The sequence below is a fragment of the Bradyrhizobium sp. USDA 4354 genome (assembly GCF_054060315.1).
Genome location: NZ_JBSSDC010000001.1, coordinates 5534604 through 5552516, shown reverse-complemented (window position 1 = coordinate 5552516; position 17913 = coordinate 5534604). Strand labels below are relative to the sequence as shown.

At 65.2% G+C, this 17913-nt stretch carries 12 protein-coding genes and 1 tRNA gene; 12 read left to right on the top strand and 1 reads right to left on the bottom strand.

The features are described from left to right. Window positions 1-6 precede the first annotated feature (6 nt). From ACVIIV_RS25730 to ACVIIV_RS25710, 5 genes are all read left to right on the top strand, one after another. Window positions 7-3156, top strand: coding sequence for an efflux RND transporter permease subunit (locus ACVIIV_RS25730; RefSeq protein ID WP_456746637.1), 3150 nt, complete (start codon window positions 7-9; stop codon window positions 3154-3156). Continuing rightward, window positions 3156-6260, top strand: coding sequence for an efflux RND transporter permease subunit (locus tag ACVIIV_RS25725; protein WP_456746636.1), 3105 nt, complete (start codon window positions 3156-3158; stop codon window positions 6258-6260). The genes ACVIIV_RS25730 and ACVIIV_RS25725 overlap by 1 nt, the downstream gene beginning before the upstream one ends. A 37-nt stretch (window positions 6261-6297) precedes the next feature. Further along, window positions 6298-7038: a tRNA-uridine aminocarboxypropyltransferase gene (locus ACVIIV_RS25720; RefSeq protein WP_456746635.1), complete on the top strand. Its 741-nt coding sequence runs from the start codon at window positions 6298-6300 to the stop codon at window positions 7036-7038. Window positions 7039-7131: 93 nt separating this feature from the next. Further along, window positions 7132-7205: transfer RNA gene (locus ACVIIV_RS25715), tRNA-Cys, on the top strand. A 175-nt stretch (window positions 7206-7380) separates the two neighbouring features. Then, complete coding sequence (locus ACVIIV_RS25710) at window positions 7381-7527, top strand: hypothetical protein (RefSeq protein ID WP_167361661.1); 147 nt, start codon at window positions 7381-7383, stop codon at window positions 7525-7527. Between the two features lie 81 nt (window positions 7528-7608). Here ACVIIV_RS25710 and ACVIIV_RS25705 read toward each other — a convergent pair whose 3' ends face one another. Then, entirely contained in the window at window positions 7609-7803 is a 195-nt protein-coding gene (locus ACVIIV_RS25705) for a hypothetical protein (protein WP_456746634.1), read from the bottom strand. A 262-nt stretch (window positions 7804-8065) separates the two neighbouring features. Here ACVIIV_RS25705 and ACVIIV_RS25700 point away from each other — a divergent pair, with 262 nt between their 5' ends. The 7 genes from ACVIIV_RS25700 (at window position 8066) to ACVIIV_RS25670 (ending at window position 17908) form a co-directional block, all read left to right on the top strand. After that, on the top strand, window positions 8066-8326 hold the full coding sequence (locus tag ACVIIV_RS25700; protein WP_456746633.1) for a hypothetical protein: 261 nt from the start codon (window positions 8066-8068) through the stop codon (window positions 8324-8326). Window positions 8327-8766: 440 nt separating this feature from the next. After that, a complete protein-coding gene (locus tag ACVIIV_RS25695) occupies window positions 8767-9687 on the top strand; it encodes an ABC transporter substrate-binding protein (protein WP_456746632.1) in 921 nt (306 codons plus the stop codon). 93 nt (window positions 9688-9780) lie between these two features. Continuing rightward, window positions 9781-11403 carry an amino acid ABC transporter permease/ATP-binding protein gene (locus ACVIIV_RS25690; RefSeq protein WP_456746631.1) on the top strand — a complete coding sequence of 541 codons (1623 nt, stop codon included), beginning with the start codon at window positions 9781-9783 and terminating at the stop codon, window positions 11401-11403. A 43-nt stretch (window positions 11404-11446) separates the two neighbouring features. Beyond that, complete coding sequence (locus ACVIIV_RS25685; RefSeq protein WP_456746630.1) at window positions 11447-12688, top strand: acetamidase/formamidase family protein; 1242 nt, start codon at window positions 11447-11449, stop codon at window positions 12686-12688. 134 nt (window positions 12689-12822) lie between these two features. Continuing rightward, window positions 12823-15153 (top strand): acetamidase/formamidase family protein, encoded by a 2331-nt coding sequence (locus ACVIIV_RS25680; RefSeq protein ID WP_456746629.1) that lies wholly within the window; start codon window positions 12823-12825, stop codon window positions 15151-15153. Between the two features lie 13 nt (window positions 15154-15166). Then, the gene (locus tag ACVIIV_RS25675; protein WP_456746628.1) at window positions 15167-15565 is read left to right on the top strand and encodes a RidA family protein; all 399 of its coding nucleotides are present in this window, start codon (window positions 15167-15169) and stop codon (window positions 15563-15565) included. A 1179-nt stretch (window positions 15566-16744) separates the two neighbouring features. After that, window positions 16745-17908 (top strand): PspA/IM30 family protein, encoded by a 1164-nt coding sequence (locus tag ACVIIV_RS25670; RefSeq protein WP_456746627.1) that lies wholly within the window; start codon window positions 16745-16747, stop codon window positions 17906-17908. Window positions 17909-17913: the final 5 nt, after the last annotated feature.

The window sequence follows — 17913 nt, the reverse complement described above, 5'->3', positions numbered from 1 at the left end:
TAATCCATGGGTGTCTCCGAACCCTTCATCCGCCGGCCCATCGCGACCTCGCTGCTCGGTATCGCCCTGCTGATCGGCGGTCTGCTCGGCTATTTCGCGCTGCCGGTCTCGGCGCTGCCACAGGTCGATTTCCCGACCGTGCAGGTGACGACGCGGCTGCCGGGCGCCAGCCCCGACGTGATCGCCTCCCTGATCACCGCGCCGCTGGAGCGCCAGCTCGGCCAGATCCCGTCGCTGACGTCGATGAACTCGACGAGCTCGTTCGGTGTCAGTCAGATCTCGCTCCAGTTCGATCTCAACCGCGATATCGACGGCGCCACCCAGGACGTGCAGGCCGCCATCAATGCCGCGGCCGGCGTGCTGCCCAAGACGCTGCCTTATCCGCCGACTTACGCCAAGGTGAACCCGGCGGACGCGCCGGTGATGACGCTGGCGCTGCGCTCGGACACGATCTCGCTGCGGGTGATGAGCGACATCGCCGACACCATTCTGGCGCAACGTTTGAGCCAGATCTCCGGCGTCGGGCGCGTCTCCGTGCTTGGTGGACTGAAGCCGGCCGTGCGCATCCAGGCCGATCTGGCGCGGCTCGCCGCCTACGGCATCGCCATGGAGGATCTGCGCACCGCGATCGCCAATGCCAACGTATCAGGACCGAAGGGCTCGCTCGACGGCGCGCAGCAATCCTACATCATTGCCGCCAACGACCAGATCGCCGCCGCCGACGCCTACAAGCCTGTCATCATCGCCTATCGCAACGGCTCGCCCGTCACCATCGGCGACGTCGCCCAGATCGTCGACGGTCTCGAGAATGACCGCACCGGCGGCTGGTACCAGGGCACGCCGGCCGTCATCATCGACATCCAGCGCCAGCCCGGCGCCAACGTCATCGACGTCGTCAGCCAGATCCGCGCAGAGATCCCGAAACTGCAGCGCGCGATTCCAGCCGGCGTGAACCTCACCATCGTCTCTGACCGCACCGTCACCATCCGCGCCTCGGTGCGCGACGTGCAGTTCACGCTGGTCCTTGCCGTCGTGCTGGTGACGCTGGTCGTGCTGCTGTTCCTCCGCTCGCTGCGTGCCACGCTGATTGCCGGCGTCGCGCTGCCGTTGTCGCTGATCACGAGCTTCGGCATCATGTATTTTGCCGGCTTCAGTCTCGATAATCTCTCGCTGATGGCGCTTACGATCGGCACCGGCTTTGTCGTCGACGACGCCATCGTCATGATCGAGAACATCGTGCGCCACATGGAGAACGGCGATGGCGCAATGGAAGCCTCGCTGAAAGGCGCCAGCGAGATCGGCTTCACCGTGATCTCGCTGACGGTGTCGCTGATCGCGGTCTTCATCCCGCTGTTGTTCATGTCGGGCCTCGTCGGGCGCATGTTCCGGGAATTTGCGCTGACCTTGACGATCGCGGTCGTGACCTCGGCGGTGGTCTCGCTGACGCTGACGCCGATGATGTGCTCGCGGCTGCTCAAGCACGCGCACGAGGAGCTGGCCGTGCCGGGACTGGCCGCGATCAGCCGCTTCATCGACCGCACGGTCGATGCCTATCACAGATCGCTTTTGTGGGTGCTGGAACGCCAGCGCGCCACGCTGATCGTGACCTTCGCCACGTTGATCGCGACCCTGGTGCTCTATGTCGTCGCGCCCAAGGGTTTCCTGCCGCTGCAGGACACCGCCTCGATCACGGCGGTGACGGAGGCTGGGCCCGACGTGTCGTTTGCGGAGATGCAGACGCGGCAGGCCGAGGCGGCCGACGCCATCAGGGCCGACCCTGATGTGGTCGGCGTTGTCTCGGTGATCGGTGCGGGCTCGGTCAACCCGACCACCAATGTCGGCCGGCTCGTCATGAGCTTGAGGCCGCGGGGCGAGCGGCGCGACGATGTCGGCGTGGTCGTGGCCCGGTTGAAGGAACGTGTGTCAGGCATCCCCGGCATGACCGTCTATTTCCAGCCGGTGCAGGACGTGCAGATCTCGACCCAGTCGAGCCGCTCGCAGTACCAGTACACGCTGACCGGCACCGATGCGACGCTGGTCTCGGAATGGGCGCGCAAGCTGGTTGCGGAGATGCGGCGCGATCCCTTGTTCCGGGACGTCTCCTCCGAGGCGCAGGAGGGCGGCCTGCGGGCACAGCTCGATGTCGACCGCACCCGCGCCGGCCAGCTCGGCGTCAGCCTCCAGGCCATCACCGACACGCTGAACGACGCCTTCGCCCAGCGTCAGATCTCGACCATCTACGGCCAGGCCAACCAGTACCGCGTGGTGCTGGAGGCGCTGCCGATGTACCAGCGCGATCCCACGATCCTGTCGAAGCTCTATCTGCCGGGCGCCGCCAGCACCACCGTCGGCGCGCCCAGTGCCCAGGTGCCGCTCTCGGCCGTGGCGACGCTGAAGCGGACCACGGCGCCGCTCGCGATCTCGCACCAGGCGCAATTCCCGTCCGTCTCGCTCAGCTTCAACCTGGCGCCCGGCGCAGCGCTCGGAGATGCCGTCCAGGCCGTGAAGACGATCGAGACCCGGATCGGCATGCCCAACAGCATCGTCGGCGTCTATGCCGGCGATGCTGCCGAATTCGCCAAGGCGCTGGCCGGTCAGCCCTGGCTGCTGCTCGCCGCCGTCATCACGATCTACATCGTGCTGGGCGTGCTCTATGAGAGCTACATCCACCCGATCACGATCCTGTCGACGCTGCCCTCGGCCGGCGTCGGCGCGATTCTGGCGCTGATCTTGTGCGGTCAGGATCTCTCGGTGATCGGCTTGATCGGCATCATCCTCCTGATGGGCATCGTCAAGAAGAACGCGATCATGATGATCGACTTCGCGCTGGAAGCCGAGCGCGGGCGGGGGATGTCGCCGAACGAGGCGATCGTGCAGGCGTGTCTGTTGCGCTTCCGTCCCATCATGATGACGACGCTGGCCGCGCTGTTCGGTGCGCTGCCGCTCGCGATCGAGAGCGGCACCGGCGCCGAGCTGCGCTTCCCGCTCGGCATCTCCATCATCGGCGGATTGCTGCTGAGCCAGCTCCTGACGCTGTACACCACGCCCGTGATCTATCTCGCGCTCGACCGCATCAACCGCCGCCTCGAGCAGGCGCTGCCGCCGGCCGAATCCGGCGGCCCGCCGGTCGCTGGCGCGACCGAGGGGATGCAGTGATGGCATCGATCTCGGAGCCCTTCATCCGCCGCCCGGTCGCGACCACGCTGCTGTCGATCGGGTTGTTCCTGCTGGGTGTCGTCGCCTACCAGTTTCTGCCCGTCGCCTCGGTCCCCAACGTCGATTTCCCCGCCATCTTCGTCTCGGCCAGCCGGCCCGGCGCGGATCCGTCCGTGATGGCGGCCACGGTGGCCTCGCCGCTGGAGCGGCGGCTGGGTGAGATAGCCGGCATAAACCAGATCACCTCGACCTCGACCCTCGGCACCACCAGCATCCAGCTTCAGTTCGACATCGGCCGCAACATCGACAAGGCCGCACGCGACGTGCAGGCGGCGATCAACGCCTCGATGGTCGACCTGCCGAGCGACCTGCCGACGCTGCCGCGCTTTCGTAAAGCAAATACGGCCGGCGCGCCTGTCTTCGTGCTGGCGCTGACCTCGAAGACGCTGTCGGCAAGCGCGATCTACGACGTTGCCGACACCGTGCTGGCGCAGCGTATCTCGCAGGTGCCCGGTGTCGGTGACGTCACCGTGTCCGGCGCCGACCAGCCGGCCGTGCGGGTGCAGCTCAACCCTGTCGCGCTGTCGAACGCCGGGATTGCCACCGACGACGTTCGGACTGCGATCGTCAACGCCAACCCGCTCGGTCCCGTCGGCATCTTCGAAGGCGAGCGTCAGAGCGAGACGCTGGCGCTCAATCGGCAGATGCGCACCGCGAAGGAATTCCGCGACATCGTCGTCAAGAGCTCCAACGGCAATTTCGTGCGGCTCTCCGACATCGCCGATATCGAGGATTCCGTCCGCAACGCCCGCTCCATCGCCTGGTTCAACAAGCAGCCGGCGGTGCTGATCCAGATCACCAAGCAGGGCGATGCCAACGTCATCGATACCGTCGACAGGGTGAAGGCGCTGATCCCCGCGCTGAAGCAGTGGATCCCGGCCGGCGTCGAGATCTCCACTTTGGTCGACCGCACCGGCACGATCCGCGCCAGCGTGCTGGACATGCAATGGACGTTGCTGGCGACCGCGTTCCTGGTGATGGCCGTGGTGTTCGTGTTCCTGCGCCGTCTGACCCCGACGATCGCGGCCGGCATCTCGGTGCCGCTGGCGCTCGCCGGCACCTGCGCGGGCATGTGGGTCGCGGGCTTCTCGATCGACAATCTGTCGCTGATGGCGCTGGCGATCTCCGTCGGCTTCGTGGTCGACGACGCCATCGTCATGATCGAGAACATGTATCGCAATCTCGAGCAAGGCATGCGGCCGTTCCGCGCGGCGCAGGAGGGCGCCAAGCAGATCGGCTTCACCGTGGTCTCGATCAGCCTGTCGCTGATCGCCGCGTTCACGCCGCTGATCTTCATGGACGGCATCGTCGGCCGTCTCCTGCGCGAATTCTCGCTGACGTTGACCTTCGCCATTCTGGTCTCGACACTGGTGTCGCTCACGGTCACGCCGATGATCTGCGCCCATTACATCCGGCAGACCACCTCCGCCACCGCGACCCTGTTCGATCGGCTGATCGAAGGCTCGCTGTCGCGCATCGTCGCCTTCTACGCCCGGACCTTGCGCACCGTCCTGGAATTTCCGCTGCTGACGCTATTGGTGTTCTTCGCCACCATCGCGCTCACGGTGACACTCTACATCAAGGTGCCCAAAGGCTATTTTCCGACTGATGATTCCGGCTTCGTCATCGGGGCGACGCGCGCCTCGGCCGACATCTCATTCCAGTCGATGCTCGGTCTGCAACAGCGGCTCGCCGACATCGTGATGCAGGATCCGGCCGTGGCCGGCATCGGCTCGACCGTCGGCAGCGGAGGCGGGCCGGGCGGGGCGACCTCGAATCGCGGCGTCATGTATATCAGCCTGAAGCCGCCGGAGGAGCGCGACCACGTCTCGACGCAGGTCGTGATCGACCGCCTCAGGCGCGCGCTATATCCCGTGCCCGGCATCCGCCTCTTCATGTTCGCCGCCCAGGACGTGCGGGCCGGCGGGCGGCAGAGCGATTCCGATTACCAGTACACTCTATCCAGCACCGATCTCGGCCTGTTGCAGAAATGGGCTCCGATCGTGGCCAAACGCATGGAGAGCGTGGAGGGCATCACTGACATTTCCAGCGATCGCGACCCTGGTGGGCTTCAGCTCACGCTGTCCATCGACCGCCAGAAGGCCTCGGCGCTCGGCGTCAGGGTTCAGGACATCGACAATGCGCTCAACAATGCCTTCGCGCAGCGGCAGATCTCGATCATCTATACCCAGCGCAACCAGTACATGATCGTGCTGGAGATCGACCCGAAATTCCAGGTCGATCCCTCCAACCTCGAACGCATCTATGTCGCCGGCGCGGGTGATGCCCAGGTGCCGCTCTCCGCGGTGGTGCATGCGACGCGCGGGCTCGCCGCGCTGGCGGTCTATCACTCGCAATCGTTCCCCTCGACCACGGTGTCGTTCAACCTGCTGCCGGACGTGCCGCTGCAGACGGCAACGCAGAACATCCAGCGCGCGGTCGAGGAATTGCACATGCCCGAAGGCATTCGCGGCAGCTTCGACGGCAATGCCGGCGATTTCGCTAGGACCAGCGGCCGCCAGCCGCTGCTGATCCTCGGCGCGCTGGTCGCGATGTATATCGTGCTGGGGGTGCTCTACGAGAGCCTTGCCCATCCGCTCACGATCATCTCGACGCTGCCCTCGGCCGGGCTCGGCGCACTGCTTGCGCTGCAACTGACCAATACGCCGCTGACGGTGATCGCCTTCGTCGGCATCATCCTCTTGATCGGCATCGTCAAGAAGAACGGCATCATGATGGTGGACTTCGCGCTCGACGCCGAGCGCCGGCGCGGGCTGTCCTCGGCCGAGGCAATCTTCGAGGCCTGCCAGGCACGCTTCCGCCCGATCCTGATGACGACCATGGCGGCGCTGTTCGCCGGCGTTCCGCTGGTGGTCGCGACCGGTCCCGGCACGGAGCTGCGCCGCCCGCTCGGCATCACCATCATCGGCGGCCTGTTCGTCTCGCAGATCCTGACGCTCTACACGACGCCGGTGATCTACCTCCTGATCGACCGCCTGCGGCGCCGATCCGAGCCGCGTCCGCTGGCTGCACCGGCGGAATAGGTTGTTGCAGCGCCGCGCGAAGCGTATAGCGGCGACCATGTCGAACCCATCCGAGACGACGGCCGCCGCGCCCGAGACGATTCCCGAATGCCCGCACTGCCAGAAGCCGATGCCGCTGTGCATCTGCGACAGTGTCACGCCGATTGAGAACCGGCTCTCGCTGCTGATCCTGCAGCATCCGCAGGAGCAGGACAGGGCGCTCGGCACCGCGCGGTTGCTTGCAAGGCATTTCGCCGATGCCACGGTACGGGTCGGCCTGTCCTGGCCGAGCCTGTCGAAGGCGCTGGGGCGGCCGGTCGAGAATGCCTCGCACTGGGCCGTGCTCTATCTCGGCTCGGCCCGCGCGGCCGATCTTGACGCCGAAGGCGAGATCGTGGCGCTAACCCGCAAGGGCGAGGTCGCCGAGAACCAGCGCGCGATTCTCGGCAAGCTCGAAGGTATCGTGCTGCTCGACGGCACCTGGAGCCAGGCCAAAGCGCTGTGGTGGCGCAATCCCTGGATGCTCAAGTGCCAGCGCGTGATCCTCAACCCGCAGAAGCCCTCGCGCTACGGACGCTTGCGCAAGGAGCCGCGCCGCGACGGTCTCTCGACCATCGAAGCGGCCGCGACGATCCTCGCCGGCCTCGAGCGGCGCCCTGATATCGCCGAGACATTGCTTGCCAGTTTCGAACGGATGCTGGCGCGCTACCGCGAGGTCCAGGCCGAGACGCCGGAACTCGCGCCCAAGCCCGCGCCGAAGGGCCGCCGGCGCGACTTCCGGCGCGGCAAGCGCGCCTGACTTTGGTCCACATCGGAAAAGGCTATCGCCGTCAAAGTCGGACGAAGGCGGTTGCCTAAGCCATTGATCCCCTATATTGGTCCGCCCTTACGGGGCCACGTGGCGGAGTGGTTACGCAACGGTCTGCAAAACCGTGTACACCAGTTCAATTCTGGTCGTGGCCTCCATCACAAGCCTCTGATTCTCCACAAAATTTGGGCTTATGCGCGGTTCTGCCGAGCAGCACGCGCCCGCCAGCCACCGGGTTTGCCCGGGGCTTGGCGGAAAGGTGCGATTCAGGTCCTCTGGCATAGACTTCGCATCTGCGAAGAGACGCATCCGAACCCTGGAGCTGGAGAGCACGTGGGCGACGTCGTTCGATTTGTCCCGAAATCCGAGCTGGAGAGGGCCCGCCTCATTGCCGAGGCGCGCGCGATCTATGACAGCATCTTCCCGCCGGCTGCACCCGACCGGGCGCCGCAGCAGGGCGAGGAGCGCGTCAAGACTTGATCGGGGCTGCACCGGTCCCCGGCGCTCGATAATGCCGAACCGCCCGCAAGGCGGACGCATCGGTTCACTTCAAGGCGGGCCTCAGCAGGCCGCGTACCAGCCGTCGGGAAAGGGCAGGAGGGGCCAGGCGCCTTCGTTGTCATTGGCTGCTTTGGGCGTCGCGTCGAAGCTCCAAGAGCGGGGCACGAATTTCTCCTCCGGCACGGGCGCGAAATCTTCAAAGACCATGGCGTCCCGGACAGCATCCAGCAGCAAGTTGAATTCGGCTTCGCTCATCACACCCTCGCAGAATGCGGATGGCGCAATGTCGCAAAGCCGGTTTGTTTCCGGATTGACCCGATCGTTCGCATTTTAACGATGCGGCGATCGGGATCCGATTGGTTAGCGATTCCTGAAAAATCCCCGGCGAACCCTACGTGCCGCCACGGCGCAGCCGGTGTGAAAGAGATCACATTCCCAGCGGTTTATTTCTCCTACCTCTTCGCACCATGCCGGCCAATGCAGGCCGGGGCGGGCAGGGCAGAGCGGGAGACTGGTCATGAAGGCGAGGTTCTTGCGGTTTGCGGGCGCGAAAAGCCGGGCGCGTGGCGCCTCGACGGTAGGGCTGTTCCTGACGCTGTTTGCCTCCGCCGCTCATGCACAGGGAACGCCGGAGCAGCGGCGGGCCTGCACCCCCGACGTCTACCGGCTCTGCGCCGGCGAGATCCCCAACGTCCGCGCCATCACCGCCTGCCTGCGCCGTAACCGCGCCAGCCTCAGTGAGGCTTGCCGTTCCGTGTTCGACCAGGCTGGTGGTTGAGCTGCCCTCTTTGTGGGTTTGTGCGCAGCAAGTGCCTCGTACGGGCTCGCGAATCCGCCATGGTCAGCTTGTGGATATGCTGCGGACAGGCTGTGGAGGACCGGTGGATTTGCTGCGGGTGCCGGACGTGGATGCTTCTTTCCGGCGTCGCATCTCGATCGGCAAGCGTCATATCTCTGTCAAATGAGTTCACCGAATGATTCGTTGATCGGGCAGATCGCTGCATCGGCCGAGATCATGTGGTTATCCCGAATTCGGAATCCCGCGCCGCTTCGTGGTGGGCGAACAGTTTTTGTGCAGCCGTTTGCCCAAATGCCGGGCGCGCTCCATCCAATTTTTTGTACGCCCGCGGACAAGCTTTTCGCGGCGCACTCCCGCACGCTTCCTCCCCGATCACTGGACCATGGCAGGCGCCATGACATTTCGGAGGAACTGGCGAGATGCAGAAATCGGTTTGGCCCCAGGCGCGGCGGGGAATGGCGCGCGCATCGTTGGCGCGGCGCAAGCTCATGCTCGGTGCCGCCATCGCATTCGGCCTCGTCGTCGCCGCGCCGCTGAGCGCGCAGGCCGCGGCGCCCGCCGCCTGCGCCGCGCTCCAGGAGAAATATCCGGACTGGAAGGGCAAGACGCTCGTCAACGCCATCAACCCGCACACGCCGGGCTATGAGACGATCGATCCCAAGGACCCCAGCAAATACATCGGCTTCGACATCGATCTCGGCGAAGCCATCGGCGAATGTCTCGGCTTCAAGCTGACCTACAAGCCCGTAGTGTTCGCAGCACTCCTCACCACGCTTGCCGCCGGCCAAGCCGACATCGTGATCTCCGACATCTACGCCACCAAGGAGCGGGCCAAGGCAGCCGACTTCATCACCTATTCGAAGGTGTTCGACGGCGTGCTGGTCGCCAAGGGCAATCCGAAGGGCATCAACGGCATCAACATGTCGATGTGCGGCGCGGCTGCCGCCGAAAACACCGGCTATGTCGAGGTGCCCCTGATCCAGGCGCTGATCCCGGAGTGCAAGAAGGCCGGCAAGCCCGAGCCGACCATCCAGCTCTACGACAACAACGCCAACTGCATCCAGGCCATCCTCGCCGGCCGCGCCGACACCTACGTCAACGACGTCAACACCGTCGACAGCGCGGTAAAGGCTTATCCGGACAAGCTGGAGAAGGCGATCGCGGTGACCATCCCGTACTCCGTCGGCATCGCCGTTCCCAAGGACAAGCCGAAATTCCGCGACGCCGTGCTCGCCGCGCTGATCGAAGTGCAGAAGGCCGGCACGCATATGGAGCTTCTGAAGAAGCATGGGCTCGATGTGAACAACTTCAAGGAGCCCGACATCCTGACTGCTGACTGAGTGCGGTTTACCTCTCCCCGACGGGGAGAGGTGACCTGTGTCCGACACACCGCCTTCGACCAAATCTGATCCCGCTCCGATGTCGGCTGACTGATGTCGCTATTCCTCCATTACCTGAGCATGCCGTATTTGCTCGAGGGCATCGAGCTCACCCTCGAGGTGACCGCCCTCGGGCTCGGCGGCGGATTGATGCTCGGACTGATCCTCGCCGGCATGCAGCTCTCCCGCTTCTGGCCGCTGGCGGCATTCGCCAGGGCCTATACCGTGATCTTCCGCGGCACGCCGCTGATTCTGCAGATGGTGTTCGCCTACGACGCGCTTCCGCATATCGGCATCAAGCTGCCGGCTGTGCTGGCGGCCGGCCTCGCGCTCGCCTGCAACGAAGCGCCGTTCATCGCCGAGATGCTGCGCGCCGGCGTGCTCGGCGTCGACCGCGGGCAGCTGACGGCCGGCCAGGCACTCGGCATGACGCCGTCCATCCTGATGCGCAGGGTGATCGCGCCGCAGGCGATCCGCACCATGATCCCGGCCTTCGGCAACGAGGCGGTCAGCGCGCTCAAGAACTCCTCGCTCGCCTCCGTCGTCGCGGTTCAGGAGCTGACCCTGCGCTCGACGCAGCTGGCGTCCTCGACCTTCGACTTCTTCTCGATCTTCTTCGCTTCGGGCCTGCTCTATCTCGTGCTGACCGCGACCATCAGCGCGATCCAGCTCTTTGTCGAATGGTTGCTCGATCTCGACCGCACCACGCGCCGCGAGCGCAAGCTCGCCGATTATCTGCCCTGGCGCCGCGTCGATCTCGTTGCCAAGCTCGAACTCGCCGATGCGGCCGTCGCCGATCCGGAGCCCGCGCCAGCAGAGCCGGCCGACACGCCGCCGCCGGCCTTGACCCGCGAGGAGCGCGCCCGCCGTGCCGCGACCATCGCGCGCAACAATATAGCGGTCGAAGCAAAAGACCTGACCAAGAGCTACGGCCCGCAGAAGGTGCTCGACGGCCTCGGCCTCACGGTGCGGGTCGGCGAGGTTGTCGCACTGCTCGGGCCGAGCGGCTCCGGCAAGAGCACACTGCTCCGCTGCATCAACCATCTCGAAAACTGGGACGCCGGCACCGTGCGCGTCGGCGGCCGGCGCCTCGGCTTTGGCGAAGACGGCAAGCCATTGTCGCCGCGCGCCATCGCCAACGAGCGGGCGAGCGTCGGCGTCGGCATGGTGTTCCAGCAGTTCAATTTGTTCGCTCATCTGTCGGCGAAGGAGAACATCGCGGGTCCATTGCGCTGGGTCCATGGCATGACCCGGATCGATGCCGATCGCCGCGCCGCCGAGCTGCTCGACCGCGTTGGCCTGTCGCATCGCGCCGATGCGCTGCCGCGGCATCTCTCCGGCGGCCAGCAGCAGCGCGTTGCCATCGCCCGCGCGCTCGCACCCAATCCAAGCGTGCTGCTGCTGGACGAGCCGACCTCCGCACTCGATCCCGAACTCGTCAACGAGGTGCTGGAGGTGATCCGCCGCCTCGCCATCGACGACGGCCTCACCATGATCATCTCGACACACCAGATCCGCTTCGCCGACGAGGTCGCCGACCGCGTCGCTTTCTTGAGCGGTGGTGCCATCATCGAGGAGGGGCCCGCGCACGAGGTGCTCTCCAATCCCCGCAATCCGCTGACGGCGCGATTCCTCAGTGTGATGGAAGCCGACAAGACTCTGGAGGCGGTGCGATGAGCGGCGCCTCCACAAGGTTCAGGACTCCCGAAGAGGCCACGTCATGACGCATTTCACGCTGCCGGTTTCGCCGAAGACCGTCCACTGGGGCTATTTCTCCAAGACAGTCGCGCCGGCCCTGACGCTGCGGTCGGGAGATCGCGCCACCATCGAGACGCTGACGCACCATGCCAATGACGATTACGAGCGCATGATCCAGGGCGATCCCGGCGCCGAGAGCGTGTTCCAGTGGACGCGCGAGCACAAGGCGGTCGCCCGCCGCGGTTCAGGCCCGACAGAAGGCCCGTTCGTCCGCGGCGCAGGCGAGGGGATCGGCGTGCATTTGCTCACCGGCCCCGTCGCGATCGAAGGCGCCGAGCCCGGCGACATTCTGGAGGTGCGCATCCTCGATATCAGGCCGCGGCCGAGCTGCAGCGCCTGCCATGCCGGTCGCTGCTTCGGCTCCAACGTCGCGGCAAACTGGGGCTTTCACTATCACGACCTGATCGAGGAGCCGAAGCCGCGCGAGGTCGTCACCATCTTCGAGCTGGACACCTCCGGCGAGCCCTACGCGAAGGCCGTCTACAATTACGTCTGGACGCCGCAGACCGACCCTGACGGCATCGTGCATCCAACCATCGACTATCCCGGCGTGCGCGTGGATCACGCCACCATCAGGAAGCGCGAGAACATCCTCTCCAGCGTCAAGGTGCCGGCGCGGCTGCATTTCGGCACCATGGGCCTTGCGCCATCGGAAGCCGATTTCGTCAGCTCGATTCCGCCGAGCTATACCGGCGGCAATATCGATGACTGGCGCATCGGCAAGGGCGCGCGGATGTTCTATCCGGTTGCCGTCCCCGGCGCCTATTTCTCGGTCGGCGATCCCCATGCCGCGCAAGGCGACAGCGAACTCGGCGGCACCGCGATCGAGACCTCGCTGACCGGCGATTTCGAATTCATCCTGCACAAGAAAGCCGATCTTGCCGGCACCAGCCTCGAAGGCCTCGACCATCCCATGCTCGAGACCGACCATGCCTGGTCGTTCTACGGCTTCACCTATCCGAACTACCTCGCGACGCTCGGCGCCGATGCACAAACCGAGATTGCCAATCACAGTAGTCTCGACCGTGCGATGCGTGATGCGTTCAGAAAACTCCGCCGGTTCCTGATGACCGTGCATTGCCTCAGCGAGGATGAGGCGATCTCGCTGATGTCAGTCGGCGCCGATTTCGGCGTGACCCAGGTGGTCGATGCCAATTGGGGCGTCCACGGCACGATCCGAAAGAACATGTTTCGATGCGACTAATGCGTTGAGGCGCAGTCTGTTTTCGGGACGAGCAGGTGACAAGCGGAGACCATTTGCGGTCCGTCGCTGCGACGGACGACCGCGTTCGTCTGGCACAGAGGTTGCTTCGATCGACTGCAATCTGGGTCGATCCGATGAGCTTCCGCCCGTTCACGAGCGAGTCCTACGCGCAAGACGACCGCCCCGAAGCTTGGCGGGACGTGCTGGCTGCGGTCGGCCTGCAGCCGGCGGGTGGTCACAGCATATTCGACGGACACGCGACCGCATCGCATCGTCACGCCCACGGCGTCGCAATGACGCGCATGGCTGCGGGCGCGCAGAGCGTCGGCCCGCTCTCACGAGCGAATGAAGATTTGCCCATCGCGCTGATGCCGGTCGAGGACGGCATGGTGCTCAGAAGCGCCGGCGGTCACCGCATTGTTCCCGTCGGCCATCTCGTGCTGCTGCCGCGCAGCGGCGACTGGAGCATCGTGTTCCAGCGCGACATGCGCGTCATCGTGCTGTCGGTCACGTCGGAGGCGCTGCAGGGACGCCTCTCGGGCAAGCCGCGGCTTGGCGAGCCCCGTATCGTTCCACCGGGCGGCTTTGCCAATGTGTTCGCACGCCTGCTGGACGCGACTGCGCGCACGCTGGATAGCTTGAGCGATGCCGAATGGAATTCGCTCGCGCACTCGCTGGTCGATCTGCTGTTGACGCTCGCGCATCAGCTGGCGGCCTCGAGCTCCGATGCCGGATCGAGTGCGACGCAGGCTGCGCTGCTGCATCGGATCTGCCAGACGATCGAACGCCGGCTCGACGATCCCGACCTTGTGCCGGCACGTGTCGCGCAAGCCGAGGGCATATCCGAGCGTTACTTGCAAAAGCTGTTCGAGACGGTCGGCGACAATTTCACCCATTACGTTCGCGAGCGGCGGCTCCAGCGCGCCTGGGCCGACCTCTCCAACCCGACCGAGGCGCATCGTTCGATTTCGGAAATCGCCTACGCCTATGGCTTTGGCGACTCCGCGCATTTCAGCCGCGCCTTCCGCCATCGCTTCGGCCTGCCGCCGCGCGAATTCCGCCAGCAGGAGGCGGAGCGGGCGACGTTGCAGCACGGCGTCACCGGCCAGCGTGGCTGGCCGCAGGAGGCGCTGGCGCAGCTTCGCGCGCATCAGAGCGTTGAAGCTCGCAGCAATATCGCGTGTGCCGACACCGAGGAGCGAACGACCGCCGAACGCCGTCATCACCATCTCCCGGTCGAGGCCAGCCGCGTTCATTGGGGGTATTTCAGCCGCTCGCTGCCGCCGCAGATCGAGATCGCGTCAGGCGACACCATTACAATCGAGACACTGACGCAGCACGCCTCTGACGCCCCTGACATGATGATCGCCGGCGATGCCGCCGCCGAGAGCGTGTTCGGCTGGACGCGGAACAAGAAGAACGTCGACCGCCGCGGCGCAGGGCCCATGGATGCCAGCGTGTTCGGCCGTGGCGCCGGCGAGGGGTTTGGCGTGCACATCTGCACCGGCCCCGTCGCGGTGAAGGACGCCCAGCCCGGCGATGTGCTGGAGGTGCGCATCCTCGACATCGTGCCGCGCGCGAGCCGCAATCCGAACCATACCGGCCGCGTGTTCGGCTCCTCAGTTGCGGCGTGGTGGGGCTATCACTACAACGAGTTTCTCGGCGGTCCCAAGCCGCGCGAAGCCGTCACCATCTATGAGATCTTCGACGCCGCCGAGGTGCCGCACGCCCGCGCCCTCTATTCCTACCGTTGGGAGCCGCAGACCGATCCCTTCGGCGTCGTGCACACCACCTACGACTATCCCGGCGTTCCCGTCGCACCCGCCACGATCAAGCGCCGGCACGCCGTGCTCGACGGCATCAAGATTCCCCTGCGTCCGCATTTCGGCGTCATCGCGCTGGCGCCGCGCGAGGTCGATTTCGTCGACTCCGTGCCGCCATCCTATTTCGGCGGCAATCTCGACAATTGGCGGTTGGGGAAGGGGGCAACGGTGTATCTTCCGGTCTCGGTTCCCGGCGCGCTGCTGTCGGTCGGCGATCCCCATGCAGCGCAGGGCGACGGCGAGCTCAGCGGCACCGCGATCGAATGCTCGATGACCGGCACCTTCGAGGTGATCCTGCACAAGAAGGCCGATCTCGCCGGCCGTCCCTTCGCCGATCTCTCTTATCCCCTGATCGAGACCGAGAGCGACTGGGTGCTGACCGGCTTCAGCCACCCGAATTACCTCGCCGAATTCGGCGCGCAAGGCCAGAGCGAGGTCTACGCCAAGTCCTCGCTCGACCTCGCCATGAAAGACGCCTTCCGCAAGATGCGGCGCTTCCTAATGAACGTCAAAGGTCTCAGCGAGGACGAGGCGATCGCGCTGATGTCGGCGGCGGTCGATTTCGGCGTCACGCAAGTGGTCGACGGCAATTGGGGCGTGCACGCCATCCTCAGCAAGCGCCTGTTTCAGGACGCACCTTAACAAGGACACCCAAGTGAAATTCCACATGATCAGCGGCGGACCGAAGCCGGTCGCGCCGTTCAGCCACGCAGTGGAGACCGACGGCTTCGTCTTCGTGACCGGCCAGATGCCCGACACGCCGCAAGCGCCGGGAGTCTTGCCCGAGGGCATCGTCGCGCAGACCCGCGCGGTGATGGAGAATTTGAAGGTGGTACTCGCTGGCCTCGATCTCGGCCTCGAGCACGTCGTGATGACGCGGGTTTATCTGACGCGCTTCAAGGAAGACTATGCGGCTATGAACGAGACCTACCGCACGTTCTTCGCACCGGATCGCCTGCCGGCCCGCACCTGCGTCGGCGTCACTGGCCTGGCGTATGATGCGCTGATCGAGATCGACCTGGTGTGCCGGAGGCGTGACGACCAGCTTTCGTAGCCCGGATGAGCGAAGCGATATCCGGGACCGCCGCTCGCACGAATCCCGGACGTCGCTGCGCTCATCCGGGCCACAATTCCTTGTGTTGCCCGACGGGCGAAACACACGAGCGCCGGGTCAATCGTCGCACGCAAAAATATTCCACTTTACCGAAATTCGGCTTTGGCGTATTCGTGCATCACCTCATCCCGGTCAGAGGGGCGTATCGCGATCGTCACGAACGTGGGGTGAGCGGCGGTGGACGCCAGTCACATCGGCGCGAGAAGGCAGCGCAGGGCGGGCAACCGTGAGCGATAAGCCATCGCGCACACGACCGGTGTGACTTGCGTACGGCAAAACCGTGTCGTCCTGGCGCCCGGGGTCTGTGCGCCAAGTCTTGCGGTGATGCGTATGGCCCGACCGGGCAGGCGCATCAGTCATCTGCAAGGCGACGGGGGCAATAGTGCATCGCTCCCCGGGGAGAACTCGGCATAAGCCGTCAAACCACTGCGCAGGGAAGGCCGTGTGTTTGGCTTCACCTGTATGCCGCTGTGCAGCTTCTCGTAGCGCAATCTTCGCACAGTGGACCGTGGGTGCCCGGCCGGCACCCGGTCTTCCCTGCGCCTTCTGACATCGGAGGTGCCGCAACGGAGCAAAGCTCGGGCGAGACAAGCCGCGAGGATGCGAAGGCGTGTCTGCTCGCTCCGTCATTGCGAGCGCAGCGAAGCAATCCAGAGTGTCTCTGCGGAAAGACTCTGGATTGCTTCGTCGCAAGAGCTCCTCGCAATGACGAGGAGAGAGGTGTGCGCATCAAACTCAGTCTCGTGCCCGGACGCAGCGCAGCGCTTCCCTGGCGATGCGAAGCATCGTCCAGCGAGCGGTGCGCTGCAGAGCCGGGGCCCATGCCACTGCGTTCAGCGCGGCTTTTTGGGTCCCGGCTCTACGCCGCAACGCCTTTGGCGTTGCAGCTTGTCTGGGACATGAGAGCGGTGGGGCCCGGTCACGGATTGCCAAACGCTCCCGCCATTTCATCTCAAATTGCAACCACCGCGTGCAGGAAGTTTTGATCTGCCGTGATCTAGGAATGATCCGCCGCCTTTGAACGGGCCTCCTGCTGGCTGCGACTAACCGACAGAGTGCAGAAGGATCAGTGGAACGTGATCGAGCTTCCCCTTCCTAAAGCACCAAAATGGTGCTTTAGTGCTTTTCATGAGCCCGTCGCCCAAGAACGCTCCGTCCGCGCTGCGTTACAGGCTTGCGCCTGACCCGGCCGCCAAAGCCGCCATCGAGGCGACGTTTAAGGCCTATGACCTCATGATGGAGATTCTCGACGAGGTGGCGCGGGCCCACAATGTGGGTTCCAACGTCGTCCTGCTCCACGCCCACGCCTATGAACCGATCCGGAAAGAGACCGCGCTGCCCTCGCGGTTGGTGACGCTGGGCCTGCGCGACCGCGCCGAATATCGCGCCGCGCAAGGCCGCCGCCTGCCGCTCGACGATAAGCTCGCCAAGATCAAGGGGCCCGCCACCATTTCAATTGCGACCGTGCAAGGGCGCTTCAGCGTGCCCTTCGACTACGCCGGCTATGCCGAGGGCTGGGGGCAGAGCGTGCCCGCGCACCTCATCCGTACCGACGACGGTTTTGAAGTTCACTACGGCGTCACGCCGAACAGCCTGCCAGAGGAGGAGAATGCCATGGATACCATCGCTGCCGCTCCCGACAATTTCCTGTCCCGGGTCGGACGCCTGATCGCCGGGATCGCTTACGATGCGATCGAGCAGGCGGAAGGCAAGAACAAGCTGAAGGTGGTCGGACAAGCCATCCGCGAGATCGAGCGCGCCGAGACGGAAGCGCGCGACGCGCTCGCCGCCGCACGTGCCGAGGAATATCGCCTCAATGCGCGCCGCACCGAAATCGAACGCGAAATGGCCGATCTCGCACCCAAGATCGAGGGCGCGATCACGGATAAGCGCGATGATCTCGCGCGCGCGGGCATCGCGCGGCAAATGGATCTGGAGGCGCAGTTCGAGGTGCTCTCCCGCGCCATCGACGAGAACAACGAGAAGATCGAGCAATGCGTGACATCGCTGCGCGCCGTGTTGTCGGCGCTCCAGGATGCCGAGAAGCGCCGCGCCGATCTGGAAAAGAGCGAGGCCATTGCAAGCCAGCAGTCCTCGGCATCGCCCCGGAAACAGGGCGGCGCGTCTGCGGCGGCGAAGGCGCTGCGGGCGGGCAGGGCAGTGGCACGCGCTACCGGCGTGCCCCCTGGCATCCCCTATTCGAGCGACATCGACGAGCTCAGCACGCTCCATCGTGACAAGGAAATTGCGGCGAGGCTCGCGCGGTTGAAGTCGCGCTCCTGAGTGCC

Coding starts and splice junctions, on each gene's coding strand:
- ACVIIV_RS25730 (WP_456746637.1), top strand. CDS start 7: ATGGGTGTCTCCGAACCCTTCATCCGCCGGCCCATCGCGACCTCGCTG.
- ACVIIV_RS25725 (WP_456746636.1), top strand. CDS start 3,156: ATGGCATCGATCTCGGAGCCCTTCATCCGCCGCCCGGTCGCGACCACG.
- ACVIIV_RS25720 (WP_456746635.1), top strand. CDS start 6,298: ATGTCGAACCCATCCGAGACGACGGCCGCCGCGCCCGAGACGATTCCC.
- ACVIIV_RS25705 (WP_456746634.1), bottom strand. CDS start 7,803: ATGAGCGAAGCCGAATTCAACTTGCTGCTGGATGCTGTCCGGGACGCC.
- ACVIIV_RS25700 (WP_456746633.1), top strand. CDS start 8,066: ATGAAGGCGAGGTTCTTGCGGTTTGCGGGCGCGAAAAGCCGGGCGCGT.
- ACVIIV_RS25695 (WP_456746632.1), top strand. CDS start 8,767: ATGCAGAAATCGGTTTGGCCCCAGGCGCGGCGGGGAATGGCGCGCGCA.
- ACVIIV_RS25690 (WP_456746631.1), top strand. CDS start 9,781: ATGTCGCTATTCCTCCATTACCTGAGCATGCCGTATTTGCTCGAGGGC.
- ACVIIV_RS25685 (WP_456746630.1), top strand. CDS start 11,447: ATGACGCATTTCACGCTGCCGGTTTCGCCGAAGACCGTCCACTGGGGC.
- ACVIIV_RS25680 (WP_456746629.1), top strand. CDS start 12,823: ATGAGCTTCCGCCCGTTCACGAGCGAGTCCTACGCGCAAGACGACCGC.